This window comes from Rhodococcus sp. NPDC058532 (assembly GCF_042719255.1).
In the GTDB taxonomy this organism is placed as follows: Bacteria; Actinomycetota; Actinomycetes; order Mycobacteriales; family Mycobacteriaceae; genus Rhodococcus_G.
Map to the genome: position 1 here is coordinate 199,293 of NZ_JBHXNU010000003.1, position 26,048 is coordinate 225,340.

Sequence of the window (26,048 nt, forward strand, 5' to 3'; positions counted from 1 at the left end):
CGAAAGAGGAAGGGTGGGGGGGTTGGGGGGGGGGGTTGGGTAGCAAGACGAAGGGGACGACCGGGGGTTTTTGCCGGTTGTGTTGGTTTCCCCCGGGGGGGGGGAAAAACCCCCCCCACGGGCGCGGTAGCGCGGGGCCCGATGCCCTCCCGGACAGTGCACCTGTTCCGGAGGGCATCGGGCCCGTCCGCTTTCCGGGGGCGAGGCGGCCGACACGCGTACCCGGTGATGCGCGTGCGGATCGTTCCCGCGTCCACGATGTGGTACTGCCGACCCGCGGGGTGATACCGAACTGTGGGGGCAACTAAGCTGTCCGGGTCACGAACTTTGCGGGCACCGCACCGCGCCCCGGTTCGGTGACGATCCGCCCAGACACCTAACACAGGGAGTTCGCTCGTGAGCCAGAATGGCCGTCCCGTTGTCCTGATCGCCGACAAGCTCGCACAATCGACCGTCGATGCGCTCGGAGACGGTGTCGAGGTGCGCTGGGTGGACGGCCCCGACCGTCCCGCCCTGCTGGCCGCCGTGCCCGAGGCGGACGCCCTGCTCGTGCGTTCCGCGACCACCGTCGACGCCGAGGTCCTCGCCGCGGCCGCCAAGCTGAAGATCGTCGGCCGCGCCGGCGTCGGGCTGGACAATGTCGACATCCCGGCCGCGACCGGTCGCGGCGTCATGGTCGTCAACGCGCCGACCTCCAACATTCACTCGGCCGCCGAGCACGCCGTCTCGCTGCTGCTCTCGACCGCCCGTCAGATCCCGGCCGCCGACCGCACGCTGCGGGAGAAGACCTGGAAGCGCTCCAGCTTCAACGGCACCGAGATTCTCGGGAAGACCGTCGGCGTCGTCGGCCTTGGCCGCATCGGTCAGCTGTTCGCGCAGCGTCTCGCCGCGTTCGAGACCAACCTCATCGCGTACGACCCCTACCTGCCCGCGGCCCGCGCGGCGCAGCTGGGTATCGAGCTGGTCGACATCGACGAGCTGGTCGAGCGTGCCGACTTCATCTCGGTGCACCTGCCCAAGACCAAGGAGACCGCGGGCCTGATCAACGCCGAGCGCCTGGCCAAGGCCAAGGACGGCGTCATCATCGTCAACGCCGCCCGCGGCGGCCTGATCGACGAGGACGCGCTGTACGACGCGCTCGTGAACGGCAAGGTTCGCGCCGCCGGTCTCGACGTGTTCAACACCGAGCCGTGCACCGACTCCAAGCTGTTCGATCTCGACAACGTCGTCGTCACCCCGCACCTTGGCGCCTCCACCTCCGAGGCCCAGGACCGCGCGGGCACCGATGTCGCCAAGTCCGTGCTGCTGGCCCTGGCCGGCGAGTTCGTGCCGGACGCCGTCAACGTCTCCGGCGGCCCGGTCGGCGAAGAGGTCGCGCCGTGGCTCGAGCTGGTCCGCAAGCTGGGCCTGCTCGCCGGCACGCTGTCGACCGAGGCCGTCCAGAACGTCCAGGTGATCGCGAGCGGCGAGCTGTCCGCCGAGAACGTCGACATCCTCGGTCTCGCCGCGCTGCGCGGCCTGTTCTCCGCGAGCAGCGACGAGGCCGTCACGTTCGTCAATGCCCCGCAGCTCGCCGAGCAGCGCGGCGTCACCGTAGAGGTCGAGAAGCACAGCGAGGCGCAGACGCACCGCAGCGCCGTCGAGGTGCGCGCGGTCGCCGCCGACGGCACCGTCACCACCGTCGCCGGTGCGCTGACCGGCCTGCAGCAGGTGGAGAAGATCGTCGCCGTCAACGGCCGCAGCTTCGACCTGCGGGCCGAGGGCCACAACATCGTCGTGCACTACACGGATCGGCCGGGCGTGCTCGGCATCCTCGGCACCGTGCTCGGCACCGCGGGCATCGACATCCAGGCCGCCGCGCTGAGCCAGGACGCCGAGGGCGAGGGCGCCACCGTGATCCTGCGCGTCGACCGCGTCGTCGGTGACGCCGAGGTCGCGCAGATCACCTCGCAGCTCGACGCGCGTGTGGCGCAGGTCGACCTGTCCTGATCGTCCCGGTCTGACCACGTGGCCGCGACCGTTGACGAAACGGTCGCGGCCACAGTCAGATTCACCCCCAGTAGCTACGAGAAGAGAGTGTGTTCATGAAGCTTGCGGTCATCCCCGGTGACGGCATCGGTGTCGAGGTCACGGCCGAGGCGCTGAAGGTGCTGCGGAAGCTGGTTCCCGACGTGGAGACCACCGAGTTCGATCTCGGTGCCAAGCGGTACAACGAGACCGGCGACCTGCTGCCGGACGCGGAGCTGGAGTCGATCCGTCAGCACGACGCGATTCTGCTCGGCGCGATCGGTGATCCGCGGTACGTTGCCCCCGGCATCCTCGAGCGTGGCCTGCTGCTGAACATGCGCTTCCTGCTCGACCACCACGTGAACCTGCGCCCGGCCCGCACCTACCCGGAGTCGACGTCGCCGCTGGCCGCGAACCCGGACATCGATTTCCTCGTCGTCCGGGAGGGCACCGAGGGGCCGTACACCGGCAACGGTGGCTCGATCCGGGTCGGCACCCCGCACGAGGTCGCCACCGAGGTGTCGGTCAACACCTGGTTCGGTGCCGAGCGCGTCGTCCGCGCCGCCTACGAGCTGGCGCAGAAGCGTCGCAAGCATCTGACGCTGATCCACAAGACGAACGTGCTCTCCAACGCGGGCCGCATCTGGACCCGCGCGATGGAGCAGGTCGGCGCCGAGTACCCGGACGTCGAGACCGCGTACTGCCACATCGACGCCGCGACGATCTACATGGTCACCGACCCGGCGCGGTTCGATGTGATCGTCACCGACAACCTGTTCGGCGACATCATCACCGACCTGGCAGGCGCGGTCACCGGCGGTATCGGCCTCGCCGCGAGCGCCAACATCGACGCCTCCGGCACCAACCCGTCGATGTTCGAACCCGTGCACGGGTCGGCCCCCGACATTGCGGGCCAGGGCATCGCCGACCCGACCGCGGCGATCCTGTCGGCTGCGATGCTGTTGCGCCATCTCGGTCGCGAGGACGACGCGGCGGGGATCGAGCGCGCGGTCGAGGCCGATCTCGCTGCCCGTGGCGACGCGCCGATCGTCACGACCGAGGTCGGCGACCGGATCGCGGCCGCGGTCTAGTACGCGCCACACACGCGCCCGCGAGCCGTCCGGCTCGCGGGCGCGTGTGTGTCTGTGGACCGGTCGTCCGAGGCCGGTTCAGCCGAGCGAACGTGCCGTTCATTCGACCAGATCGACTGAACGCTTCCGTTCAGTCGATCAGATCGAGCGGATGATCCGTTCACTCGGGCGGTGTGGAGCGGATGGGCCCGGTGGTCCGATCGTCGGGACGGTGCGCGCGCCTCGGCCGGGCGGATCAGGTGCGGGCGGGGTGGTGGGTGGGGACCAGGGGTGCCGCGGCGGCGGGCATCAGGGCGGCGACAGCGAACGCGGCGGGGAACCCGATCACGCCGATGACCGCGCCGAAGACCGGGCCGACGGCCGCCGCGGCGATGAACTGTCCGGTGTTCTGGATGCCCAGTGCCCGGCCGCTCCAGTAGGGTCCCGCGATCTCGGCGACCGCGGTGAACGCGAGACCGTTCGGAGCGACGGTGGTCACCGACGCGACGACCAACAGTGCAACGGCGACCGGGGACCCGGTTGCCGCTGCCGCCGCCAGGGCGAGCATCGACACCGAGACGGCCAGTGCGACCGTCCGCAGGGGGCGCAGTCGGCTGCCGACCCGGTCGGACCAGACGCCGGCGGCGACGCGTCCCGCCGCGCCGAGGAACTGTGCGGCGGTGATGACGATGCCCGCGGACGACTCCGACCACCCCCGGTCGGTCACCAGCCAGACCAGGGCGTAGGTCCACACGACGTACTGCGGGACCACCAGCAGGATCGAGGTGGCGTGGATGCGTTGCAGCGTGCCGGTCGTCCGGTACGGGTTGGCGAGCAGGCCGAGGTCGGCGGCGTCACCGGGCGCGGGCCGCGGCGGATCCGCGATCCAGATCGCGCATGCCGCGGCCGCCAGCGCACACGCCGCGGCGGGGAAGGCCAGCGCCCAGCCGATGCCGTGATCGCGGGCCAGGACCGGGACGGTCATCGCGGCGACCGCGACACCGAGCGGCAGCGACATCTGGCGGATGCCCATCGCGAGTCCGCGCTGGTGGGGCGGGAACCAGCCGACGACGACGCGTCCACTGGCGGCGTTGGCCGCGGCGGCCGCTGCGCCGCCGAACGCCAGCAGCACCGCGAGTGCGGGCAGGGCCGTGACGACGGTGGCGGCGGTGGTGGACGCGGCGGCCAGCGCCAGCCCGGCGGCCAGGACGACGCGCTCGCCGTATCGGTCGGCCAGCGCGCCCCAGGCGACCAGGGTCAGCATCACGCCGACGATCGGTGCCGACGCGAGCGTGCCGGCCTGCGCGAGGGTGAGGCCGTACTCGTCGTGCAGCGTGGGGATCAGGAACGCGGTCCCGTTCACCAGGACCGCCTGCGCGGCCTGGGCGGCGACGCCGAGCCCGAGCATCGCCGCGCGGCGCGTGGTGCTGACGGTGTGCTGCGCGGTATCGGTCATGACGTCACGCTACGACCGTGCTTCTCATGTAGTGAAATTGATGTCCCAAAATATGGAATAGGTCTAGGATTCGGGCATGCGCCTAGGTCGAATTGCCAGCCCGGATGGGGTCGCCTTCGTCTCGATCGAGGGGGAGGGGGACGCGCGCACGGCGAAGGAGATCGCCGAGCATCCGTTCGGCACCCCGACGTTCACCGGCCGCAGTTGGCCCCTCGCGGACGTGCGCCTGCTCGCCCCGATCCTCGCGAGCAAGGTGATCTGCATCGGCAAGAACTACGCCGCGCACGCCGCCGAGATGGGCGGCGAGGCGCCCGCCGATCCGGTCATCTTCCTCAAGCCCAACACCGCGATCGTCGGCCCCGGCGCACCGATCGTGCTGCCGCCGAGTTCCAGCGAGGTCCACCACGAGGGTGAGCTGGCCATTGTCATCGGCCGCCCCTGCAAGGATGTGCCCGCGGCGAAGGCGCTCGACGTGGTGCTCGGCTACACCGTCGCCAACGACGTGTCCGCGCGTGACCATCAGCGCCACGACGGCCAGTGGACCCGGGCGAAGGGGCACGACACGTTCTGCCCGTTGGGGCCGTGGATCGAGACCACCCTCGACGCCTCCGACGTCGAGATCCGCACCGAGGTGAACGGCGAACTCAGGCAGCGCAGCCGCACTTCGCTACTGCTGCACGATATTCCGAAGATCATCGAGTGGATCTCGGCGGTCATGACGCTGCTGCCGGGCGACGTCATCCTGACCGGAACACCGGAAGGCGTCGGGCCGATCGTCGCGGGCGACAGCGTCAGCGTGACCGTCGAGGGGATTGGGACGCTCACCAACCCCGTCGTCGCGAAAGGCTGATCGGGCGGCCCGACGGTGCGGGGGAGGACTAATCTGGGAGGGACCCGCGGTCTCAACGAGACCGTCCTCCTCCAACCCAAGTGAGCCATGACCACCAGCGAAGTGCGCGTCCGTTTCTGTCCGTCTCCCACCGGAACCCCGCACGTCGGGCTCGTCCGCACCGCCCTGTTCAACTGGGCGTACGCGCGGCATCACGGCGGCAAGTTCGTCTTCCGCATCGAGGACACCGACGCGGCGCGCGACTCGGAGGAGTCGTACCAGGCGATCCTCGACGCGCTGCGGTGGCTCGGCCTGACCTGGGACGAGGGCCCCGAGGTCGGGGGCCCGCACGAGCCGTACCGGCAGTCGCAGCGCCGCGATCTGCACCTCGAGGTCGTCGCGAAGCTGGTCGAGGCGGGCGAGGCATACGAGTCCTTCTCGACGCCGGAGGAGGTGGAGGCGCGGCATCACGCGGCAGGCCGCGACCCCAAGCTCGGGTACGACAACTTCGACCGCACCCTGACCGAGGAGCAGCGGGAGCTGTACCGGTCCGAGGGGCGCAAGCCGGTGATCCGGTTGCGCATGCCCGACCACGACCTGACCTGGGTGGACATGGTCCGCGGTGAGACGACGTTCAAGGCGGGCACGGTCCCGGACTTCGCGCTCACCCGCGGCAACGGCATCCCGCTCTACACGCTCGTGAACCCCGTTGACGACGCGCTGATGAAGATCACCCATGTGCTGCGCGGCGAGGACCTGCTGTCGTCGACGCCGCGGCAGCTCGCGCTGTACGAGGCGTTGCGGCGCATCGGTGTCGCCGATTTCACACCGGAGTTCGGGCATCTGCCGTTCGTGATGGGGCAGGGCAACAAGAAGCTGTCCAAGCGGGATCCCGAGTCGAATCTCTTCATTCACCGCGACCGCGGCTTCCTCCCCGAGGGGCTGCTGAACTACCTGGCCCTGCTCGGCTGGAGCATCGCCGACGACCGCGACGTCTTCTCGCTCGACGAGATGGTCGCGGCCTTCGACATCGCGAAGGTCAACTCCAATCCCGCGCGGTTCGACCAGAAGAAGGCCGACGCGATCAACGCCGAGCACATTCGGTTGCTCGACTCCGCGGACTTCGCGGCCCGGCTCCGCGCGTACCTGACCGCGCACGGTCACCCCGTCGACGCCGTGACGGCCGAGCAGTTCGACACCGCCGCGGAGCTCGTGCAGACCCGCATCGTGGTGTTGTCGGACGCCTGGGACCTGCTCAAGTTCCTGTTCGTCCCCGACGCCGACTTCGCGATCGACGAGGCCGCCGCAGCGAAAAACCTGGGCGCCGACGCGGCGCCGGTGCTGGATGCGACCATCGCCGCACTGGACGGGCTCGGCGCGTGGGCGACCGCCGACCTCGAGGCCGCCCTCAAGGCCGCGCTGATCGACGGTTTGGAGCTCAAGCCGCGCAAGGCGTTTGCTCCGGTGCGGGTCGCGCTGACCGGGTCGCACATCAGCCCGCCGCTGTACGAGTCGATGGAGCTGCTGGGCCGCGAGAAGACCCTCGGCCGCCTGCTGGCGGCCCGCGCGAGCATCGTCTGACCCTCCGCCGGCTGGTCGGGTGGCTCAGATTGGGCCCCTGACCAGCCGATTTGGAGAATGGCGGGTGGGCTTTGCTAAAGTTCTCCTCGGTTCGAACGACAGCAACCGCCGCGCAGCGGAGGCCGTCGGGAGAAGCCATTGGGGTATGGTGTAATTGGCAACACAGCTGATTCTGGTTCAGCCATTCTAGGTTCGAGTCCTGGTACCCCAGCGGAAATTCGGTGAGTGTTCACTGTGCTGTTTCGACAGCACAGCGGCCGTTCGCCGGGTTGCCATGCAGTACACGGCACGTTCCCTGGCCCCGTCGTCTAGCGGCCTAGGACGCCGCCCTCTCAAGGCGGTAGCGCGGGTTCAAATCCCGTCGGGGCTACCACGGAGAGCGTGCCGATCGTCTGCAAGTCCTGGCCCCGTCGTCTAGCGGCCTAGGACGCCGCCCTCTCAAGGCGGTAGCGCGGGTTCAAATCCCGTCGGGGCTACAAAACGAAAGACCCTCCGGTATCCGGAGGGTCTTTCGTCGTTGGACGGGAACGTCCGTCAGCCGCTCTTGCGGCGGAACTCACGCTTGTGGTCGGCGGGGCCATGCGAGTTGTGAATCTTGGAATCGCCTGCCGGTGCGTTGCCGTGCATCGAGTGCTGATGACTCTTGCGCTCGAGTGCCTCCCGGAACTGCTCCTTGATGTGTTCACTCTCGGATTCGGTCACGGTGCGGTCCTCCTCGATCGTCGATCTCCGGTGGATGGGGTCGCACCGTGACCGTACCGCGCCGACGTGCCCCCGTCGCGGCAATATTTCGCGGCACGGATGCGGTCGGGCGGGGGCGGTGTCAGAGAAATTCGGCGGTGCTGCCGCCGAGCGGCATCGACGGCAGGCCGAGCTTGCGGTGGTCCCACGACCGCACTCGGTCCGGCTTCACCCGCACCGCGACTCGCTTGTTGAGCATCATCTCGATCGCGGGATCGACGTCCTTGCGGTACGGGCCGGTGTACCGCTCCCAGATGCTCACGCCGACGGACCACAGGGCGTCGGGATCCTCGACGATCTCGGCGGTACCCTCGAACGAGACGCCGCGCAGGGTGTCGTAGGTGTGGCCGTCCTCGATCATCACCGTGATGCGGTTGTCGCGGCGCAGGTTCACCGCCTTCTGCGACTTCGCCTTCGTCTCGAACCACACTTCGCCGTCGATGATCGCGTACCACATGGCAATCAGGTGGGGTGCGCCGTGCGGGCCGATGGTGGCCATCGTTGCGACGCGGCTGTGTTCGACGAACTCGGTGATCTCGGCGTCGGTCATCGTGACCTGTGCCCGCTGGTTGGTGCCCACTGCGACGGTCCTCCGGTTTCGGATTTTCTGGAACGTGTTCTCACGCAGCACTGTGCCACGTGGGTGTCCGCCGGGGGAGGGGATGGGCGCCGAATCCCACTCAGAGGCGCTTGTGCAGCGCTTCCGCGGCGGCGAGCAGGTCCGCCGCCCACCTGGCGCCGGGGCGTCTGCCCATCCGGTCGATCGGTCCGGACACCGAGATCGCCGCGACGACGCTCCCGGTGCGGTCGCGGACCGGGGCGGCGACGCTGGCCACGCCGGGTTCGCGTTCGGCCGCGCTCTGGGCCCACCCTCGTTTGCGTACCTCGGTGAGGACCCGCTCGCTGAACAGGGCATCGGGGAGCACGCTGCGTTGGACCTGTGGATCCGACCAGGCGAGAAGCACTTTGGCGCCGGATCCCGCGGTCATGGGCAGCCGGGCGCCGACGAGCACGGTGTCGCGAAGGCCGGTGGGCGGCTCCATCGACGCGACGCAGACCCGCTGCACCCCTTCGCGTCGATAGAGTTGCACGCTCTCGCCGGTGATCTCACGCAGTCGCGGCAGCACCAGGGCGGCCGCCTCGAGCAGATTGTCGTGTGCGGTCGGTGCCAGTTCCGCCAGGCCGGGGCCCGGGCGCCACAGGCCGTCCGCGTCGCGCGCGAGCAGTCGGTGCACCTCGAGGCCGACGGCGAGGCGGTGCGCCGTCGCACGGGGGAGGCCGGTGCGCGTGCACAGCTCCCCGAGAGTGCACGGCGCCTCCGCGACGGCGTGCAGGACCGACATCGCCTTGTCGAGAACCCCGATGCCGCTGACCGCCTCGGGAACGCTATGCTTTCTCATAGGTCGATATTATGCGTCTCGCATTCTGAGATTCCTAATCGGACACTCTCGCGGGATGTGCACGGCAGGACGATGGCAACGACCACGAACCGAGAGATGATGGAGGTCGGATCCTCGGCGGGCCAGCCCATAACCCGCGAGCCGACCGATCACGAAGAGGTGGAGAACATGGCCAGCAGAGGGCGCACTCTTGCGGAGAAGGTGTGGGACGACCATGTCGTCGTCCGGGGCGAAGGGGAGGGCTCGGCGCGTCAGCCCGACCTGATCTACATCGACCTGCACCTCGTGCACGAGGTCACCAGCCCGCAGGCGTTCGACGGACTTCGGTTGGCCGGACGGCAGCTTCGTCGTCCGGACCTGACGATCGCGACCGAGGACCACAACGTCCCGACCGTCGACATCGATCAGCCGATCGCCGATCCCGTTTCGAGACTTCAGGTCGACACGTTGCGACGCAACTGTGAGGAGTTCGGGGTCCGGTTGCACCCGATGGGTGACCTGGACCAGGGCATCGTGCACGTCGTCGGTCCGCAGCTGGGGCTGACCCAGCCCGGCATGACGGTCGTCTGCGGCGACAGCCACACCTCCACGCACGGCGCCTTCGGTGCTCTGGCAATGGGAATCGGCACCAGCGAGGTCGAGCACGTGATGGCGACGCAGACCCTGTCGCTGCGCCCGTTCAAGACGATGGCCATCACGGTCGACGGTGAGATGGCCGATGGTGTCACGAGCAAGGACCTGATTCTCGCCGTGATCGCGAAGATCGGTACCGGTGGGGGGCAGGGCTACGTGCTCGAGTACCGCGGTGAGGCGATCCGCAAGCTCTCGATGGAAGCCCGAATGACGATCTGCAACATGTCGATCGAGGCGGGCGCGCGGGCCGGGATGATTGCACCCGACGAGATCACCTACGAGTTCGTCAAGGGGCGTCCGCACGCCCCGACCGGCGCGGACTGGGATGCCGCGGTTGCCGCGTGGAGCGAGCTGAAGACCGACGACGATGCGGTTTTCGACGCCGAGGTCCACATCGACGCGTCGGCGCTGACCCCCTTCGTCACGTGGGGAACCAACCCGGGCCAGGGTGCTCCGCTGGGGGAGCGGGTGCCGAACCCGGAGGACATCGTCGACGAGAGCGACCGCGCGGCAGCCGAGAAGGCCCTGGCCTACATGGGGCTGGAGGCGGGCACGCCGCTCCGCGAGGTCTCCGTCGACACCGTCTTCGTCGGTTCGTGCACCAATGGGCGGATCGAGGATCTGCGTGCGGTCGCGGGAGTTCTCAAGGGCCGCAAGGTTGCCGACGGGGTCCGCATGCTGATCGTTCCCGGTTCGATGCGGGTGCGGGCCGAGGCTGAGGCGGAGGGGCTCGGTGAGATCTTCACGGCAGCAGGGGCGCAGTGGCGTCAGGCCGGCTGCTCGATGTGCCTTGGCATGAACCCGGACCAGCTCGCCTCGGGTGAGCGCTCGGCGTCGACGTCGAATCGAAACTTCGAAGGCAGGCAGGGCAAGGGCGGTCGCACCCATCTGGTTTCGCCGCTCGTCGCCGCCGCAACCGCGGTGCGCGGGACGCTGTCGGCGCCGGCGGACCTCGACTAGAGACTCGGAACAGGTAGGAGATATTTCGATGGAAGCCTTCACCACTCACAAGGGCATCGGCGTCCCGCTGCGACGGTCCAATGTCGACACCGATCAGATCATTCCCGCGGTGTACCTAAAGCGCGTCACGCGTAGTGGTTTCGAGGACGGGCTGTTTGCCGGCTGGCGTGCCGATCCCGGATTCATCCTGAACCTCGCCCCGTACGACAAGGGCACCGTACTGGTAGCGGGACCGGACTTCGGCACCGGCTCCTCCCGTGAGCACGCGGTGTGGGCGCTGTCGGACTACGGATTCCGGGTCGTCATCGCATCGAGGTTCGCGGACATCTTCCGTGGCAACGCGGGCAAGGCCGGTCTGCTGGCCGCTCAGGTGGAGCAGTCCGACGTCGAACTGCTCTGGAAGGCGCTCGAGGAGCAGCCCGGTCTGGAAATTGTCGTGGATCTCACGTCGCGCACGGTGAGTGCTGGAAGTCTGGTGGTGCCCTTTGCCATTGACGACTACACGCGCTGGCGTCTGCTGGAGGGACTCGACGACATCGGATTGACGTTGCGCCAGGTAGACGCGATTTCCGAGTTCGAAAAGTCAAGGCCGTCATGGAAACCGACCACCCTTCCGGCCCGGGTCGACGGCAGCGACGGGTAGGGGCGCTAAGCACATCGGACGCCGGAAATGGGTAGCCACGCCGCTGAGAGAGGCATGAGAATTGGCGTGGCACATAGACTCTTGCCCATTTCCGGTTTACCGTGTTTGCTAGTCGGTCCGTCAATGGGCCATTGGTTTGCGGAGGAACATCCAATGAACAAAGCAGAGCTCATTGATCAGCTGACCGAACGGTTGGAGTCTGATCGTCGTAGCGCCACCGATGCGGTCGAGCACATCGTCGACATCATCGTCCGCGCGGTGCACGCCGGCGAGAACGTCACCATCACCGGCTTCGGTGTCTTCGAGCAGCGTCGTCGTGCGGCGCGGGTCGCGCGTAACCCGCGCACCGGTGAGACCGTCAAGGTTAAGCCGACGTCGGTGCCGGCCTTCCGCCCTGGCGCCCAGTTCAAGTCCGTCATCGCAGGAAAGCAGAAGCTGCCCGCGTCCGGCCCGGCCGTGAAGCGTGGTGCGGCCGCCGCGGCTCCCGCGAAGAAGGCCGCCGCGAAGAAGACGGCGGCGAAGAAGGCCGCGCCCGCCAAGAAGGCCGCCGCGGCGAAGAAGGCCACGGCCACCAAGGCGACGGCCGCGAAGAAGACCACCGCAGCCAAGAAGGCCGCCCCCGCCAAGAAGGTCACCGCGGCGAAGAAGGCCACGGCCACCAAGGCGACGGCCGCGAAGAAGACCACCGCAGCCAAGAAGGCCGCCCCCGCCAAGAAGGCCACGGCCACCAAGGCGACGGCCGCGAAGAAGACCACCGCCGCCAAGAAGGCCGCCCCCGCCAAGAAGGCGACCGCAGCCAAGAAGGCCGCCCCCGCGAAGAAGGCACCGGCCAAGAAGGCCCCCGCGAAGAAGACCACCGCCCGCAAGCGGTAGGCCTCGACGCACGGAAGAGGGGGACGACGGGCAACCGTCGTCCCCCTCTTCTTTCGTGTCAGTGCCGTTCAGGCCTCGGGGAGGGCGCTGTCGACATGGTTCGCGTCCACCAGTCGGCCCCCGGACATCGACAGCACCCAGGTGCTGCCCTTTCGATTGCGCGCGGCGGGGAGGGTGACACCGTCACGATCGGCCCAGCGCTGCAACAGATCGGGGATGACCCGGCCCTGGCTGCAGATCACCTGGACCCCGCCGCGGGCCGCGATCTTGCGCACGAGGGACTGCGTCGTCGCCGGATCGTCCAGGTACGACTCCTCGGTCAGCGCCGGTTCCACCCCGATGCCGACCCCGAGGTCGCGGGCGAGGGGTTCGACGGTTTGCACACAGCGGACCCGGTCGGCGGCGTGGATCTCGGTGGCGCCGAAGGCCCGCAGCAGCGTCGAGAGCGCCTCGGCCTGCCCGCGCCCGACCTTGTCCAGGGGGCGCTGGGTGTCATCACCCTTGTATCGGGTGCGCCGACCCGCCTTCGCGTGCCGTACCAGCAGCACCGTTGTTGTGTCGGCGGGAACCTTGAGGAAGCGGCGGGTCACCTTGAGATCCACCGGGTACGACAGTGCGGCCGGAACGTCCTCGGGGGGGAGCCACCGCAGTTCGTCGACCTCGTCGTTGGGCACGAACAGGCCACCGCGCGCCTCGGCCGCCCAGTAGTCCACCCGCTTGCGTTTGCGATGTCCGGGTACCTCGTAGGCGACCCGGGTGACGTGCCTGCCCAGCTGGACCCTCAGGCCCGTCTCCTCCTCGACCTCGCGCAGCGCGGCAACCACCGGTGTCTCACCGGGATCGAGCTTGCCCTTAGGGAAGGACCAGTCGTCGTACTTGGGGCGGTGGATCAGGGCGATCTCGATCTCGTACGGGTTGGTGGGCGACTTTCGCCACAGCACCGCCCCCGCCGCGAAGATGTTCGCCTTGATCGACGTCGACCCGGCCTTCGGGCCATCCGACTTCGTGCTCACGGAGTTCCTCCTGTCGGGTGGTCGGGGCCTATGCCGTGCGGCCGCGTCGGCTGCACATCAGTTCCTCCTGATGCTCGCGCACCTGCTCGCCGCGGGCCGGGGACGCCGCCCAATGCCCGTCGGACTGCAGCACCCAGCACCGGGTCGTCGGGTCGAGCGCGGACTCGAAAACCTCGCCGAGTTGGCCGGTGAGGCGCGGATCCTTGACCTGGGCCATCACCTCGACCCGCCGATCGAGATTGCGGTGCATCATGTCGGCGCTGCCGATCCAGAACTCGCCAGCGCCCTCGAAGTGCATGATCCGGGAGTGCTCGAGGAACCGGCCGAGAATCGAACGGACCTCGATGTTCTCGCTCAGGCCCGGCACCCCCGGCCGGAGTGCGCAGATCCCGCGGACCACGACCCGGACCGGGACGCCCGCCTGGGAGGCGCGGTAGAGCGCGTCGATCACCTGTTCGTCGACGAGCGCGTTGGCCTTGAGTCGGATGCCCGCCGGTCGACCGGCCAACCGGTGCTCGATCTCGGCATGGATGCGAGCAACGATGCCGGCACGAACCCCGTGCGGGGCGACGAGAAGGTTGCGGTAGTTGGCCTTTCGGGAGTACCCCGTCAACGTGTTGAACAGGTCGGTCAGGTCGGCGCCGATCTCGGGGGCCGCGGTGAGCAGGCCCACGTCCTCGTAGAGTCGCGCGGTCTTCGGGTTGTAGTTGCCGGTGCCGATGTGGCAGTAGCGGCGGATTGTCGACCCCTCGCGCCGGACGACGAGGCAGGTCTTGCAGTGCGTCTTGAGTCCGACGAGTCCGTACACGACGTGCACGCCCGCCTGCTCCAACTTGCGTGCCCACTTGATGTTCGCCTGCTCGTCGAACCGGGCCTTGATCTCCACGAGCGCGACCACCTGCTTGCCCGCCTCGGCCGCGTCGATGAGCGCATTGACGATCGGGGAGTCGCCCGAGGTGCGGTACAGCGTCTGCTTGATGGCGAGCACCTGCGGGTCAGCGGCCGCCTGCTCGATGAACCGCTGCACGCTGGTCGAGAACGAGTCGTACGGATGGTGCACGAGGACGTCACCGTCGCGCAGCGTCGAGAAGACGCTCTTGGGTGTCTCGCGTTCGCCGAACGCCGGGTGGGTGGCGGGGACGAACGGGGCGTCCTTGAGCGCGGGCCGGTCGACGCCGTACACCTGCCACAGGCAGGACAGGTCGAGCAGGCCCGGCACCTGGATCACGTCGCCGGGGTCGACGTCGAGTTCGCGCAGCAGCAGCTCGAGCATGTGGTCGGTCATGTCGTCCGCGACCTCGAGCCGGACCGGGGATCCGAAGCGGCGGCGGGCGAGTTCGCGTTCGAGGGCCTGCAGCAGGTCCTCGTCGCGGTCCTCCTCGACCTCGAAGTCGGCGTTGCGGGTGATCCGGAACGCATGGTGCTCGACGATCTCCATGCCGGGGAACAGCACGTGCAGGTGCGCGGCGATCAGCGCCTCCATCGGCAGGAACGCGGGGATCGCCCCCGGTCCGTCAGCTCGGGTGACCCGGACGAAGCGGTCCACGTTGTCGGGCACCTTCACGCGGGCGAAGTGTTCGCCCCCGGTGGACGAATCCTTCACCGTCACCGCGAGGTTCAGGCTCAGCCCGCTGATGTAGGGGAACGGGTGGGCGGGATCGACGGCCAGCGGTGTCAGCACCGGGAAGACCTGGTCCCGGAAGTACTCGGAGAGCCGGCCTGCCTCGTCCTCGTCGAGGTCCGACCACCGGATGATCGAGATGCCCTGCCGCGCGAGCTGCGGGAGCACCTGGTCGAGGAAGGTGCGGGCGTGCAGTTCGGCGATCTCCTGGGTGCGTTCGCCGATCAGCGCCAACTGCTCGCGCGGGGTCAGCCCGTCGGCGGAGCGCACCGACAGCCCGGTCTCGTCGCGGCGCTTGAGCCCCGCGACGCGCACCATGTAGAACTCGTCGAGATTCGACGCGAAGATCGCGAGGAACTTGGCCCGCTCGAGCAGCGGAAGGGACGGGTCCTCGGCGAGCGCGAGAACCCGCGAATTGAAGTCGAGCCAGCTGAGTTCGCGGTTGAGGTAGCGATCGTCGGGGAGCGGCGCCACCGAACCGTCGACCGACCGGGGTGTCGCGGCGGGGGGCGCGGTCGGGATCACCGGGAGGTGTCCGGCGACGGGTGACGGGCCGAGGACCTCGCCGTCGATCGCCGTCTTCTTGGCCGTGTCGGGTCCCGCGCCTTCGCCGTTGCTCACGGCTCGATCATCCCCCAGATGGCGAGGAGGCGACAATCCGACGACGGCGATTCGAGATGAACGTCGAGCGACCGTTTCACCACCCGAGCGCGCGAAGCACCCGCGCCGTCTCCGGGCCGGCGCCCAACGCGGCCGCGGCGTCGAGATCGGCTGGCGTGTCCACATCGAGGCGCAGCCCTGGCCAGTTCCCCGTCAACGCCGCTGCCCCCGAATCGATGTGTTTGCGCGCCGAATCCGCACCGAACTGCGGTGCGAGATCGGCCGCCGTCGCGGCGATCAGGGCGGCCGTCCCGGTGCCGTGATGATCGACGACCACCGCACGCCGGTGCGGCAGCGCGGCCGTCACCGCGGCGGTAAGTTCGTCCGCGGACAGGCACGGCAGGTCGCCCTGGAGGGCGACGATCGGCACCCCCGGCATGCCGAGCCGCCGAGCGGCCGAGTGCAGCACCGAATTCAACGGGTCGACGGCGTGCTCGTCGGGGTCCGCCAGGTGCGCCGCGCCCGCGGTCTCGGCGACGGCAGCCACCGCCGCGTCCGGGGTGATCACCGTGACACCCGCGACGGCATCCGAGGACCGCGCGGCGGCGAGCGTGTCGCGCAGCATCGCCAGCACCAGCGCGGCCCGCTGCGCGCGGTCGAGGCGGGACGCCAGCCTGGACTTCGCGCGCCCGAGGTCCTTGACGGCGATCACCACGTGGGCGCGCACCGCCGTCGAGGGTGGGGGTGCGCCGGTCATGCCGCCAATCCTGCCAGTGCCACCGACGGCGGACACGGGGGCGTCATGCGCACCGCCGGTCCCCACCCCGGTACTACTGTCGTCACTGCCAACATGGAGCGGGAACGGTCGGAGGGCAGATGGTCAGGGCGGCGGTACTGGGTGCGGGTTCGTGGGGAACGGCGTTCGCGAAGGTGCTGGCGGATGCCGGGACCGAGGTGACGATGTGGGCCCGTCGCGAGGAGGTCGCCACCGCGATCACGACGACCCACGCCAATCCCTTTTACCTGGAGGGTGTCGCGCTGCCGACGACCGTGACCGCCACCAGCGATCACACCGCGGCGGTCGACGGCGCGGATCTCGTGGTCCTCGCCGTGCCCTCCCAGACGCTGCGCGAAAACCTCGCCGGCTGGGCGCCGGCAATCGGACCGGACGCGACCCTGCTGTCGCTGGCCAAGGGTATCGAGTCGGGCACGCTGATGCGGATGAGCGAGGTGATCACGGAGGTCGCGGCAGTGCCGCCGGGGCGGGTGGCCGTGCTCTCCGGCCCGAACCTCGCGCGCGAGATCGCGGTCGGTCAGCCCTCCGCCACCGTGATCGCGTGCGTCGATCACGATCGGGCTGTTGGAGTTCAAAAGGCGTGTGCCACAGGATATTTGCGGCCGTACACCAACGTCGACGTGGTCGGCTGCGAGATCGGTGGTGCCTGCAAGAACGTCATCGCGCTCGCGTGTGGCATGGCGTCCGGGCTCGGATTCGGGGAGAACACGAACGCCTCCATCATCACCCGCGGCCTCGCCGAGATGATCCGGCTCGGTGCCGCGCTCGGCGCCAACCCCGCGACGCTCGCCGGCCTGGCCGGTGTCGGGGACCTGGTGGCGACCTGCTCGTCGCCGCTCTCCAGGAACCGAACCTTCGGCGCGCACCTGGGGCAGGGCGGCACCCTGGCCAGTGCCCAGGCCGCGACCAAGGGGCAGGTGGCCGAGGGCGTCAAGTCGTGCACCTCGGTGCGCGCGCTGGCAGCACGGCACGACGTGGAGATGCCGTTGACCGACGCCGTCCACAAGGTCTGCCACGAGGGACTGTCCGTGCCCGAGGCGGTCGGCATGTTGCTCGGCCGCCGAATCAAACCCGAGTAGGTCGCAAACCCGCGTGCGCCGACCGCCCGCCGCCAACGGTAGGGTTTCCGGGTGAACAATCCTCGTACCAGGGTCGCGGTCGTCTTCGGTGGCCGAAGCAGCGAGCATTCGGTGTCCTGCGTGTCCGCGGGCAGCGTCCTGCGCAACCTCGATCCGGACGTCTACGAGGTGGTGCCGATCGGCATCACCCCGGACGGTGCGTGGGTGCTCGGCTCCACCGACCCGGACACGCTGACCATCGACGGTCGCGCGCTGCCGTCCGTCGACGCGTCGGGTGCCGCCCTGACGCTGACCGCGGACCCCACCCGGCCCGGCGCGGTGGTCGCGCTCGACCCCGAGCGGGCCGGTGAGATCCTCGCGTCCGTCGACGTCGTGTTCCCGGTGCTGCACGGCGCCTACGGCGAGGACGGCACCATCCAGGGCCTCCTTGAGCTTGCCGGTGTGCCCTACGTCGGTCCCGGCGTGCTGGCCAGCGCGGCGGGCATGGACAAGGAGTTCACGAAGAAGCTGCTCGCCGCAGAGGGGCTGCCGATCGGCCACCAGGTGGTGCTGCGGCCGGGTACCGCGACGGTGACCGCGGCGGACCGGGAGGCGCTCGGGCTGCCGGTCTTCGTCAAGCCCGCCCGCGGGGGTTCCTCGATCGGCATCACCCGGGTCACCAGCTGGGACGGGCTCGATGCGGCGATCGCGCATGCCCGCAGTCACGACCCGAAGGTCATCGTCGAGGCCGCGATCATCGGCCGCGAGGTCGAATGCGGCGTCCTCGAGTTCCCGGACGGCACCGTGCGGTCGAGCGTCGTCGCGGAGATCCGCATGCCCGAGGTCACCGACGATGACGGCGCGTTCTACGACTTCGACACCAAGTATCTCGACGACATCTGCGAGTTCGACGTGCCCGCCAAGCTGGACGACGCCGTCGGCGACGAGATCCGCGCGATCGCGGTGCGCGCGTTCGAGGCACTCGACTGCCAGGGCCTCGCCCGCGTCGACTTCTTCGTCACCGAGAACGGCCCGGTCATCAACGAGATCAACACGATGCCGGGGTTCACCGCGATCTCGATGTTCCCGCGGATGTGGGACGCGGCCGGTGTCGACTACCGGACGCTGGTGTCCACGCTCGTCGACACCGCGCTCGCGCGCGGGACCGGCCTGCGCTAACGCGCCCCGAGCCGCCCCGAGCGCCCCGAGGTCCCCTCCACCCCGACCCGCCCCCACCCCGAGTGAACGGAAGCGTTCAGTCGATCTAATCGACTGAACGTGCCGTTCACTCGGCGGTGGGGGCACCGTCTCCGGGCCCGCCGACTGATCGAGGGACGCGATCAGGGGTTGGGGATCGGCGCCGGGTCGATCGGCGTCGCCTCGAGGGCGCCCGACAGCGCGGCGGACGTGTCCTGCAGCGGCGTCGGGCCAAGCCCGTGCGGGATGGTCACCGCGACGTACACGCCCCGGTCCACGGCGAACCAGGTGCTGGCGTCGAGGCCTTCGTCGCCCGGAATCTCCAACCACTGCACACCGTCGACGAGCTGCAACGCGCTGGCCGCGTCGAACTCGCTCGGCCGGTCGAGGCCGCACCGCAGCACGATCTCCTGCGCGTCGGCCGACTGCCACGCCGCTGCGCCCTCCGGGGCGGGATCCACGAGTTCGGCGCGGCTGAAGTCGCCCAACCGGTCCGGCAGCGTGTCGATCAGTGCGGTGCATTCGGCGGACCCGGACGCGGGCGCGGGCACCGGGCCGAGCGCGACCGGATCGAGCGCCGGGTTGCGGTTCGCCACGATGGCCGCGACGACGATGCCCCCGACCAGCGCGACGGGCAGCGCGACCGCGGCGGCGATCAGGGCGGGGCTGCGGCGGGTATCGGACGGATCGGTGGCGTCGGTGGTGCTCACGGTGCTGTTCTGTGCCGTTTCGTTCAGGGGATTGTTGTCGTCGGGGATTGGTGACGGGATGCTCACGCGGTCGTGGCCACCTCGCAGGTGAGGGTGCGGGTGATTCCGGCGACCCGCTGGATCCGCTCGACGACCGGGGTGAACCCGGAGCCAGCCCCGTCATCGACACGGACCACCACGTCGTAGGGGCCGGTCACGTCCTCCGCGGTCAGCACCCCCGGCAACTGCCGGATGCGGTCGGCGATCACCGTCGCCCTGCCCACCTCGGTCTGGATCAGTATGTACGCCTGCGCCACCGGTGGGCCCCTTCCCAGTGCAGGGCCCCGCCGCCTCGGTAGAGTCGCGGTGGCCCTGGCTGTCGTGCTCGGCCGGATCGAGTCCCGGCCGCCTCCCAGGGTACCGCGACCGCTTTCGACGAAAGGCCCGTCATCGACACACCGGCTTCGGAGCAGTTCCCGGACCGCGGACCCACCGTTGCGGATCTCGGGGAGTTCGCCGTGATCGACCGGGCGGTGGCCGGACGCGTCCAGCCGGACACCACGGATCTCGGACCGGGCGACGACGCCGCCGTCGTGCGCGCCGCCGACGGGCGGGTGGTGGTGTCCTCGGATATGTTGGTGCAGGGCAGGCACTTTCGGTTCGACTGGTCCACCCCCGAGCAGGTGGGGCGGAAGGCGGCCGCGCAGAACGCCGCGGACATTGCGTCGATGGGGGCGTGGCCGACCGCGTTCCTCGTCTCGCTCGGCTGCCCGCCGGACACCCCGATCCGGGTGGCGGACGCCCTGAGCGAGGGGATCTGGGCGGAGGCGTCCGCGCTCGGCGCCGGGGTGGTCGGGGGGGACACCGTCCAGTCCGATCAGGTGGTGCTGTCCCTCACGGTGCTCGGCGACCTGCGAGGCCGCGACGCGGTGCTGCGGGCGGGTGCCCGACCCGGGGACCAGGTGGCGGTCACCGGGCGGCTCGGGTGGTCCGCCGCCGGCCTCGCCCTGCTCGTCGCCGACAACCGCGACTTCCCGGAACTTGTTGATGCGCACCGTGTTCCGACGCCTCCCTACCGCCGTGGCCCGGACGCAGCCGAGGCGGGCGCCACGGCGATGACGGACAACTCCGACGGCCTCGTCGCCGACCTCGGGCACCTGTGCGCGGCGTCCGGGGTACGGGTCGACCTCGACCCGGCAGCCCTGGCCCCGGACCCGCCGCTGCGTGCCGCCGCCCAGACGCTGGGCGTGGACCCGTCCGCCTGGGTGCTGACCGGTGGCGAGGATCACTCCCTCCTCGCGACCTTCCCCCGCGGCGCGGCCCTGCCCGACGGGTGGCGCCGCATCGGCGTCGTGCGGGCCGGTGCCGGTGTCACCGTCGGCGGGCGCGCGTGGTCGGGGTCGGGAGGCTGGCAGAGTTTCGGCTGACCCGCGGGATCAGTCGAGCGGTTCGAATTCGCCAAGCGTCCAGGTCCGGTCGAACCACGGCTCGAGCGGGCCATACAGGCGAAACAGCGGAAACCACGACTTGCCGGGCAGCGTCTCGACCCAATTGGATTCCCTGCCCGCAGGCGGGGTCGGGCCGAAGAACAGGTCGTGTGAGCCGTCCTCGTTGGCGACCAGGTCGCCGGAGTTGCTCGCCACCGCAGGCCAGATCGTCGACGGAACCTGAATCAGCGACCGGGTCTGGGTGTCGTACACGTCCACCGCCCAGAAGTTCTTCACCGGCGGATTGGGGTCGACGTGCAGCCGGTAGCTGCGGCCGCCGTCGAGGATATCCCCGCGCGCGTCGTGCACGGTGTAGGCGTAGGCCGAACCCGCTCCGACCTTGGCGTGCGCCATCGCCGGGGTGATGACGGTCGCGATGTAGTGGAACTGCGTGCGCGCGTCGAGAAGTCGGGCGCCGTCACGGAGAAATTCGTGGTTGCCGCCGACGAAGGCGTTGTTCCACGACCCGTACAGCGACGCCTCCGGATCCCGCGGCGCGAAGGACAGTGCCCGCGCCATCCCGGCACCGATGCGGGCCGCGCTATCGAGGATGCCGCGCATCCGGTCGTCCGGCTCGAACGGCGTGCCCTTCACGATGCCGATCGCCGCGAGCTGGCCGGCCCGTTCCGGGTCGAGCGCCTCGGTCGGCTCCTCCTGCACGAGTTCGTCGATCTCGAAGAAGAACGACAGGTCGTTCGCGTGGACCGTGTTGAAGGGCGCCTCCTCCACCCAGTTGACCCACTCGTTGGCTGGCGGGGAATCCGCCTCACCCAGCGGGTAGATCCGGGTCCGCTGCATGTCGGCGACGCCGCCGAGCGCGCGCAGCACGACCCAGTTCGTATGGGTCGGGCTCCGCAACACGAAGTAGCCGTCCGGCACCTCGCCGGTGTAGCCGGGCGGGAGGAACAGGTAGTTGCCGCCAAGGCCGTGGTCGGGTCCGGGAATGCCCATGTCGGTGACGTAGCGGAACCAGAAGTCGTCGACGACGCACATCGAGTTGGGTGGCGCCTCGATCACCGTAGGCCCCCAGGCCTTGAGGTCGAGGAAGGTGGTGCCGTAGGTGGTTTCGGTGTTCGGAGTCAGCGCGAGCCCGCGTGAATTCGCCCGCGGATCCGAGTAGCCGATCGTGCGCGGGGAGTCGATGCCCAGCGTGCGGAGGCCGCGGCGGAACGCGACCAGCGACGCACCGGGCACGCAGGTGAGGAACACGTCGATCCCGCGAATCAGGTCCAACGCGTCGTAGATCGACGTCACCGTGTCGGGGAGCGGCACCCCGTCAAAGAACCGGAGGTGCCCGAACGGGGTGTCGATGCCGTCCGGCGACGAGATCGACGCGATCGCGTCGGTCAGGCCCGGCGGCGTCGAACCGGGAATGGACGTGTCGTGAATCACCATGTGCAGCACCTCTCGACTGAACCGATCCGTGTCACCACACGATAGGGATTCCGGTGGCAGGGCCGCCTCACTCGATGGGGGTGAATCCGGAGGCCAGGCCCGCGCCGGGGCACCATCACCCGGGGCGTATGGGCGTCGATAGGCTGACCGCATGACCAACAGTGCACGCGGACAACGCCCGTCCACGGTCCGATCTCGCCTCGGGCGCAGTGGGACGGCCGCCGCCGGTCGCGGGCTGCACCGATGACGCCCCGTCCGCTCGATGAGCTGGTCGAGCCAGGCTGGGCGCAGGCGTTGGCGCCGGTTGCCGATCGGATCGCGGCGATGGGGGAGTTTCTCCGCGCCGAAAACGACGCAGGCCGCGGCTACCTGCCCGCGGGGGAGCACGTGCTGCGCGCGTTTGCCCAGCCGTTCGACGAGGTGCGGGTCCTCGTGGTCGGTCAGGATCCGTATCCCACCCCGGGACATGCGGTGGGACTGAGCTTTTCGGTGGCGCCGCAGGTGCGTCCGGTGCCGCGGAGCCTGACCAACATCTTCACCGAACTCGGGTCGGACCTCGGCGTCCCGACCCCGTCGACCGGCGATCTGACACCGTGGGCCAAGCAGGGGGTGCTGCTGCTGAACCGGGTGCTGACCGTGCAGCCGGGTCAGGCCGCATCCCATCGGCGCAAGGGCTGGGAGGAGGTCACCGAGCAGGCCATTCGCGCGTTGGTGGACCGGACCGATCCGAGCGGGCGGCGGCGTCCGCTCGTCGCGGTCCTGTGGGGTCGGGACGCCGGGACGCTCAAGCCGATGCTGGGGGACACCCCGGTCGTGGAGTCCGCGCATCCGTCCCCGCTGTCCGCGTCCCGCGGCTTCTTCGGGTCGAGGCCCTTCAGCCGCGTCGACCGGCTCCTCGAGGATCAGGGGGAGAAGCCGGTCGACTGGCGGTTGCCCTGACCTGCCACCCGCCGAGCGAACGGATCATTCGGTCGATCTGATCGACTGAACGCTTCCGTTCACTCGGCCGGGCGGGGTGGGCGGGTCGGCGGTCAGCGCAGGGACGTGAAGTCGGGGGCGCGCTTGGCGACGAACGCGTCGACGCCCTCGCGGCCCGTTGCGCCGCCGGACGCAGCGGAGATCGCCGCCGCCTCCGCGTCGAGCTGATCCGACAGGGTGGACTCCTCCGACCGGGCGAGGAGCTCCTTGATGCCCGCGTAGGACGCGGTCGGCCCCGTCGCGAGTCGCTGCGCCAGCTGTTGGGCCTGCTCCTGCACCTCATCGTCGGCGACGACGCGGCTCAGCACGCCGAGGCGGACGGCCTCGTCCGCGTCGAGGACGGCATCGGTGAGGAGGATCTCGCGGGCCCGGCGACTGCCGACGATCCGCGGCAGGTTCCAGGACATGCCGCCGTCCGGGGTGAGCCCGATTCCGGGATAGGCGGGGCGCAGTTTCGTCGAGGCGCCGCCGAGCGCGATGTCCGCCGCGCACACCAGGCTCATGCCTGCGCCCGCCGCCCAGCCGTGCACCGCCGCGACGACGGGAACCGTCGCGGCGGCCAGCAAGCGCACGAGGTCGTGCAGTTCGTTGGCGATGCCGAGGATGTAGGCGGGTCGGTCGTCGGCGGCGGCGAACGCCCGGACGTTACCGCCCGCGCAGAAGTTCGCGCCGTCACCGACGAGCAGGATCGCGCCTGCGGCGATCTCGCCTGCGGCGAGTGCGCGCAGCGCGGTGGTGCCCTGGTTGACCGCGTCGGAGTCGAGTGCGGTGCCGTTGTCGGCGGTGGCAATGGCGATGCGAAGCACGTCGCCGACAAGGCGGACGTGGGTAAGGCCGTCGAGAGAAGTCACCGTTGTACCCTATCGGGGCGCCGGAACCGGGTGTGCGCAGCTCCCGGTGGTCGACAGACGACTGTGCCCCCGACACCGGAGGGTGTCGGGGGCACAGTCGATGCTGGGATGAACCTCAGCCGCGGACGACCTTGCCCGCCTTCAGGCAGGAGGTGCACACGTTGAGCTTCTGACGGGTACCGGTTCCAACCTGGGCCCGGACAGTCTGAATGTTCGGGTTCCAGCGACGGTTGGTACGCCGGTGCGAGTGCGAGACCGACTTACCGAAGCCGGGTCCCTTGGCGCAAACGTCGCAGACGGCAGCCATAGTCGCGAACTCCTTGATGTGATGCGGATGGTTTTCAGTTGCGAGCAGGGAACACTGGAGCGCCCCGTGCCAGGCAACCGTGCCAGATTAGCTGGCGCACCCCCGAAAGGCCAAACCGGGTCCGTGGGGTGCGTCGAGGTGAGCGGGCTGTCGGGCCCTGCCGCTAATCTTGCGGCACCGATGATACCGAAGTCACGCGGAGGACGACATCGAGGTGCGCGAGGCCCTGCAGCAGCTGGACGGTGCGGCGTTGCGTCGCTGGGCTTGGGGCTGCGTCGAGGGGCTGACCGGCCGCTGCGAGGACATCAACCGGCTCAACGTCTTCCCGGTTCCGGACTCGGACACCGGCACCAACATCCTGTTCACGATGCGCTCCGCGGTCGACGCGGCGGCGTCGGTACCGGACGGTGCACCGTCCTCCGCGGTCGCCGCGGCCCTCGCCCGCGGAGCGGTGACCGGCGCCCGCGGCAATTCGGGAGTGATCCTGTCCCAGGTGCTTCGGGGGATCGCCGAGGTGGCCCGCGGCGAGCGACTCGACGTCGCCGCCGTGCGCAACGCCCTCAACGAGGCCGCTGTCCTCGCCGCCGAGGCAATCAGCACCCCCGTCGAGGGCACCATCGTCACCGTTCTGCGGCACGCCGCCGCGGCAGCGGACGACCGCCCGGCAGGTGCCGCGCTCGGCGCCGTGGTGACGGCGGCCGCGGAGGCCGCGGTCGAGGCGCTCGCCCGCACCCCGGAACAGCTCGCCGAGCTTGGCAGGGCGGGTGTCGTCGACGCGGGCGGGCTCGGGCTGGTTGTCATCCTGGATGCGCTCGTCGGGGTCGTCACCGGGACCGTCCCGGACCGGTCCGGGCTCGCACTCGACGCCCCCGTGACGGCGGGGGCGGCGCCCGTCGCGCCGCCCGCACCCTGCGCCGGGGACCACAGCGGTCAGGACTACGAGGTGATGTACCTGCTCACCGACTCCGACGCGCGGCGGGTCGGGACGCTGCGCCTGCGGCTCGGTGACCTCGGTGACTCCGTGATCATCGTCGGCGATGGTGCCGGGGCGTGGACGGTGCACGTGCACTGCGTCGACCCGGGCGCCGCCGTCGAGGCGGGTCTGGAGGCCGGGTCCGTGCGCCGGGTCCGGATCGCCTGCTTCGCGCTCGACGCGCTGCGCGGGTCGCGGCCGGCGGCACACCCGCCGACGACGGGCAGGCGCATTCTGGCGGTGGTGGACGGCGACGGTGCCGCGGACCTGTTCGCCGCCGAGGGTGCGCGGGTGCTGCGCGCGAACCCGCCGGTTACCCCGCAGCGGTTGCTGACCGCGATCCGCGGTCTCGACTGCGCGGAGGTGCTGGTCCTGCCGAACGGGGCGCTGCCCGCGCAGGAACTGGTCACGGTCGGCGCGGCCGCCCGCGACGACCACCGCTCGGTGCTGCTGCTGCCGACCTCGTCGACGGTGCAGGGCCTCGCGGCGCTCGCCGTGCACGACGACGGCCGGGCCGCCGCCGACGACGCCTTTGCGATGTCGGAGGCGGCCGCGGCCACCCGGTGGGGCTCGGTGCGCGTCGCCAGGGAGCGCGCGCTGACGTTGATGGGTACCTGCGCGGCCGGTGACGGACTCGGCCTGATCGGGCACGAGGTGGTGGTCATCGCCGCCGACGCGGCCGACGCCGGGCGCAGGCTCCTCGACCAGGTGCTCGGCATCGGCGGGGAACTGGTCACGCTGCTGGTGGGGGCACAGGCGCCCGCTGTGCTCGCCGACGCCCTTGTCGACCATGTCGCGCTGCACCATCCCGGCGTCGAGGTGCACGTGTATCCCGGCGGACAGGACGGCGACCTACTGCAGGTCGGCGTCGAGTAGGACCTCGAGGCAGG

General features: G+C 70.0%; 24 protein-coding genes and 3 tRNA genes. 15 read left to right on the forward strand and 12 right to left on the reverse strand.

Annotated features, from left to right (window positions below):
• Positions 1–396 precede the first annotated feature (396 nt).
• Together serA and ACFWQG_RS05460 are read left to right on the forward strand one after the other, a co-directional pair.
• Positions 397–1,989 carry a phosphoglycerate dehydrogenase gene (gene serA / locus ACFWQG_RS05455; RefSeq protein WP_378506567.1) on the forward strand — a complete coding sequence of 531 codons (1,593 nt, stop codon included), beginning with the start codon at positions 397–399 and terminating at the stop codon, positions 1,987–1,989.
• A 95-nt stretch (positions 1,990–2,084) separates the two neighbouring features.
• Positions 2,085–3,098, forward strand: coding sequence for a 3-isopropylmalate dehydrogenase (locus ACFWQG_RS05460; protein ID WP_378506568.1), 1,014 nt, complete (start codon positions 2,085–2,087; stop codon positions 3,096–3,098).
• Between the two features lie 235 nt (positions 3,099–3,333).
• On the opposite strand, the gene ACFWQG_RS05465 is transcribed toward ACFWQG_RS05460, so the two are convergent.
• A complete protein-coding gene (locus ACFWQG_RS05465; RefSeq protein ID WP_378506569.1) occupies positions 3,334–4,533 on the reverse strand; it encodes an MFS transporter in 1,200 nt (399 codons plus the stop codon).
• Between the two features lie 76 nt (positions 4,534–4,609).
• Here ACFWQG_RS05465 and ACFWQG_RS05470 point away from each other — a divergent pair, with 76 nt between their 5' ends.
• From ACFWQG_RS05470 to ACFWQG_RS05490, 5 genes are all read left to right on the forward strand, one after another.
• Entirely contained in the window at positions 4,610–5,383 is a 774-nt protein-coding gene (locus ACFWQG_RS05470; protein WP_378506570.1) for a fumarylacetoacetate hydrolase family protein, read from the forward strand.
• A gap of 87 nt (positions 5,384–5,470) precedes the next feature.
• The gene (gene gltX / locus ACFWQG_RS05475) at positions 5,471–6,943 is read left to right on the forward strand and encodes a glutamate--tRNA ligase (protein WP_378506571.1); all 1,473 of its coding nucleotides are present in this window, start codon (positions 5,471–5,473) and stop codon (positions 6,941–6,943) included.
• Positions 6,944–7,082: 139 nt separating this feature from the next.
• A tRNA-Gln gene (locus ACFWQG_RS05480) sits at positions 7,083–7,154 on the forward strand.
• A gap of 86 nt (positions 7,155–7,240) precedes the next feature.
• Positions 7,241–7,316 (forward strand) — tRNA-Glu (locus ACFWQG_RS05485).
• A gap of 30 nt (positions 7,317–7,346) precedes the next feature.
• A tRNA-Glu gene (locus ACFWQG_RS05490) sits at positions 7,347–7,419 on the forward strand.
• A 58-nt stretch (positions 7,420–7,477) separates the two neighbouring features.
• Here the strand turns inward: ACFWQG_RS05490 and ACFWQG_RS05495 are convergent.
• The 3 genes from ACFWQG_RS05495 to ACFWQG_RS05505 all read right to left on the reverse strand — a co-directional run bounded on the left by ACFWQG_RS05495 (position 7,478) and on the right by ACFWQG_RS05505 (position 9,084).
• Positions 7,478–7,645, reverse strand: a complete 168-nt coding sequence (locus tag ACFWQG_RS05495) for a DUF5302 domain-containing protein (RefSeq protein WP_378506572.1) — start codon at positions 7,643–7,645, stop codon at positions 7,478–7,480.
• A gap of 121 nt (positions 7,646–7,766) precedes the next feature.
• Entirely contained in the window at positions 7,767–8,264 is a 498-nt protein-coding gene (locus ACFWQG_RS05500; protein ID WP_378506573.1) for a PPOX class F420-dependent oxidoreductase, read from the reverse strand.
• Positions 8,265–8,364: 100 nt separating this feature from the next.
• Entirely contained in the window at positions 8,365–9,084 is a 720-nt protein-coding gene (locus tag ACFWQG_RS05505; protein ID WP_378506574.1) for an IclR family transcriptional regulator, read from the reverse strand.
• A gap of 159 nt (positions 9,085–9,243) precedes the next feature.
• Here ACFWQG_RS05505 and leuC point away from each other — a divergent pair, with 159 nt between their 5' ends.
• The 3 genes from leuC (at position 9,244) to ACFWQG_RS05520 (ending at position 12,193) form a co-directional block, all read left to right on the forward strand.
• Positions 9,244–10,677, forward strand: a complete 1,434-nt coding sequence (gene leuC, locus ACFWQG_RS05510) for a 3-isopropylmalate dehydratase large subunit (protein ID WP_378506745.1) — start codon at positions 9,244–9,246, stop codon at positions 10,675–10,677.
• 28 nt (positions 10,678–10,705) lie between these two features.
• A complete protein-coding gene (leuD, locus tag ACFWQG_RS05515) occupies positions 10,706–11,320 on the forward strand; it encodes a 3-isopropylmalate dehydratase small subunit (protein WP_378506575.1) in 615 nt (204 codons plus the stop codon).
• Between the two features lie 153 nt (positions 11,321–11,473).
• Positions 11,474–12,193: an HU family DNA-binding protein gene (locus ACFWQG_RS05520; RefSeq protein ID WP_378506576.1), complete on the forward strand. Its 720-nt coding sequence runs from the start codon at positions 11,474–11,476 to the stop codon at positions 12,191–12,193.
• Between the two features lie 68 nt (positions 12,194–12,261).
• On the opposite strand, the gene ACFWQG_RS05525 is transcribed toward ACFWQG_RS05520, so the two are convergent.
• From ACFWQG_RS05525 to cofC, 3 genes are all read right to left on the reverse strand, one after another.
• On the reverse strand, positions 12,262–13,206 hold the full coding sequence (locus ACFWQG_RS05525) for an NUDIX domain-containing protein (protein ID WP_378506577.1): 945 nt from the start codon (positions 13,204–13,206) through the stop codon (positions 12,262–12,264).
• A gap of 28 nt (positions 13,207–13,234) precedes the next feature.
• Positions 13,235–15,400 (reverse strand): RNA degradosome polyphosphate kinase, encoded by a 2,166-nt coding sequence (locus ACFWQG_RS05530; protein WP_378506746.1) that lies wholly within the window; start codon positions 15,398–15,400, stop codon positions 13,235–13,237.
• Positions 15,401–15,524: 124 nt separating this feature from the next.
• On the reverse strand, positions 15,525–16,184 hold the full coding sequence (cofC, locus tag ACFWQG_RS05535) for a 2-phospho-L-lactate guanylyltransferase (RefSeq protein WP_378506578.1): 660 nt from the start codon (positions 16,182–16,184) through the stop codon (positions 15,525–15,527).
• Positions 16,185–16,303: 119 nt separating this feature from the next.
• Here cofC and ACFWQG_RS05540 point away from each other — a divergent pair, with 119 nt between their 5' ends.
• Both ACFWQG_RS05540 and ACFWQG_RS05545 read left to right on the forward strand, forming a co-directional pair.
• Positions 16,304–17,302 (forward strand): NAD(P)H-dependent glycerol-3-phosphate dehydrogenase, encoded by a 999-nt coding sequence (locus ACFWQG_RS05540; protein ID WP_378506579.1) that lies wholly within the window; start codon positions 16,304–16,306, stop codon positions 17,300–17,302.
• 51 nt (positions 17,303–17,353) lie between these two features.
• Positions 17,354–18,460 (forward strand): D-alanine--D-alanine ligase family protein, encoded by a 1,107-nt coding sequence (locus tag ACFWQG_RS05545; protein WP_378506580.1) that lies wholly within the window; start codon positions 17,354–17,356, stop codon positions 18,458–18,460.
• A 161-nt stretch (positions 18,461–18,621) separates the two neighbouring features.
• Here the strand turns inward: ACFWQG_RS05545 and ACFWQG_RS05550 are convergent, their stop codons facing one another.
• Positions 18,622–19,215, reverse strand: coding sequence for a DUF3515 domain-containing protein (locus ACFWQG_RS05550; RefSeq protein ID WP_378506747.1), 594 nt, complete (start codon positions 19,213–19,215; stop codon positions 18,622–18,624).
• A gap of 35 nt (positions 19,216–19,250) precedes the next feature.
• A complete protein-coding gene (locus tag ACFWQG_RS05555) occupies positions 19,251–19,484 on the reverse strand; it encodes an Lrp/AsnC ligand binding domain-containing protein (protein ID WP_378506581.1) in 234 nt (77 codons plus the stop codon).
• A gap of 201 nt (positions 19,485–19,685) precedes the next feature.
• On the opposite strand from ACFWQG_RS05555, the gene ACFWQG_RS05560 reads away from it, so the two are divergent.
• Complete coding sequence (locus ACFWQG_RS05560) at positions 19,686–20,594, forward strand: thiamine-phosphate kinase (RefSeq protein ID WP_378506582.1); 909 nt, start codon at positions 19,686–19,688, stop codon at positions 20,592–20,594.
• Positions 20,595–20,603: 9 nt separating this feature from the next.
• On the opposite strand, the gene ACFWQG_RS05565 is transcribed toward ACFWQG_RS05560, so the two are convergent.
• Complete coding sequence (locus tag ACFWQG_RS05565) at positions 20,604–22,049, reverse strand: DUF1254 domain-containing protein (protein ID WP_378506583.1); 1,446 nt, start codon at positions 22,047–22,049, stop codon at positions 20,604–20,606.
• 243 nt (positions 22,050–22,292) lie between these two features.
• Between ACFWQG_RS05565 and ACFWQG_RS05570 the strand changes: the two genes are divergently transcribed.
• Positions 22,293–22,988, forward strand: a complete 696-nt coding sequence (locus tag ACFWQG_RS05570; RefSeq protein ID WP_378506584.1) for a uracil-DNA glycosylase — start codon at positions 22,293–22,295, stop codon at positions 22,986–22,988.
• Positions 22,989–23,080: 92 nt separating this feature from the next.
• On the opposite strand, the gene ACFWQG_RS05575 is transcribed toward ACFWQG_RS05570, so the two are convergent.
• Together ACFWQG_RS05575 and rpmB are read right to left on the reverse strand one after the other, a co-directional pair.
• Complete coding sequence (locus tag ACFWQG_RS05575; protein WP_378506585.1) at positions 23,081–23,878, reverse strand: enoyl-CoA hydratase/isomerase family protein; 798 nt, start codon at positions 23,876–23,878, stop codon at positions 23,081–23,083.
• Positions 23,879–23,993: 115 nt separating this feature from the next.
• Positions 23,994–24,185, reverse strand: a complete 192-nt coding sequence (rpmB, locus tag ACFWQG_RS05580; protein WP_378506586.1) for a 50S ribosomal protein L28 — start codon at positions 24,183–24,185, stop codon at positions 23,994–23,996.
• 214 nt (positions 24,186–24,399) lie between these two features.
• Here rpmB and ACFWQG_RS05585 point away from each other — a divergent pair, with 214 nt between their 5' ends.
• A complete protein-coding gene (locus ACFWQG_RS05585; protein ID WP_378506587.1) occupies positions 24,400–26,034 on the forward strand; it encodes a DAK2 domain-containing protein in 1,635 nt (544 codons plus the stop codon).
• Positions 26,035–26,048 lie beyond the last annotated feature (14 nt).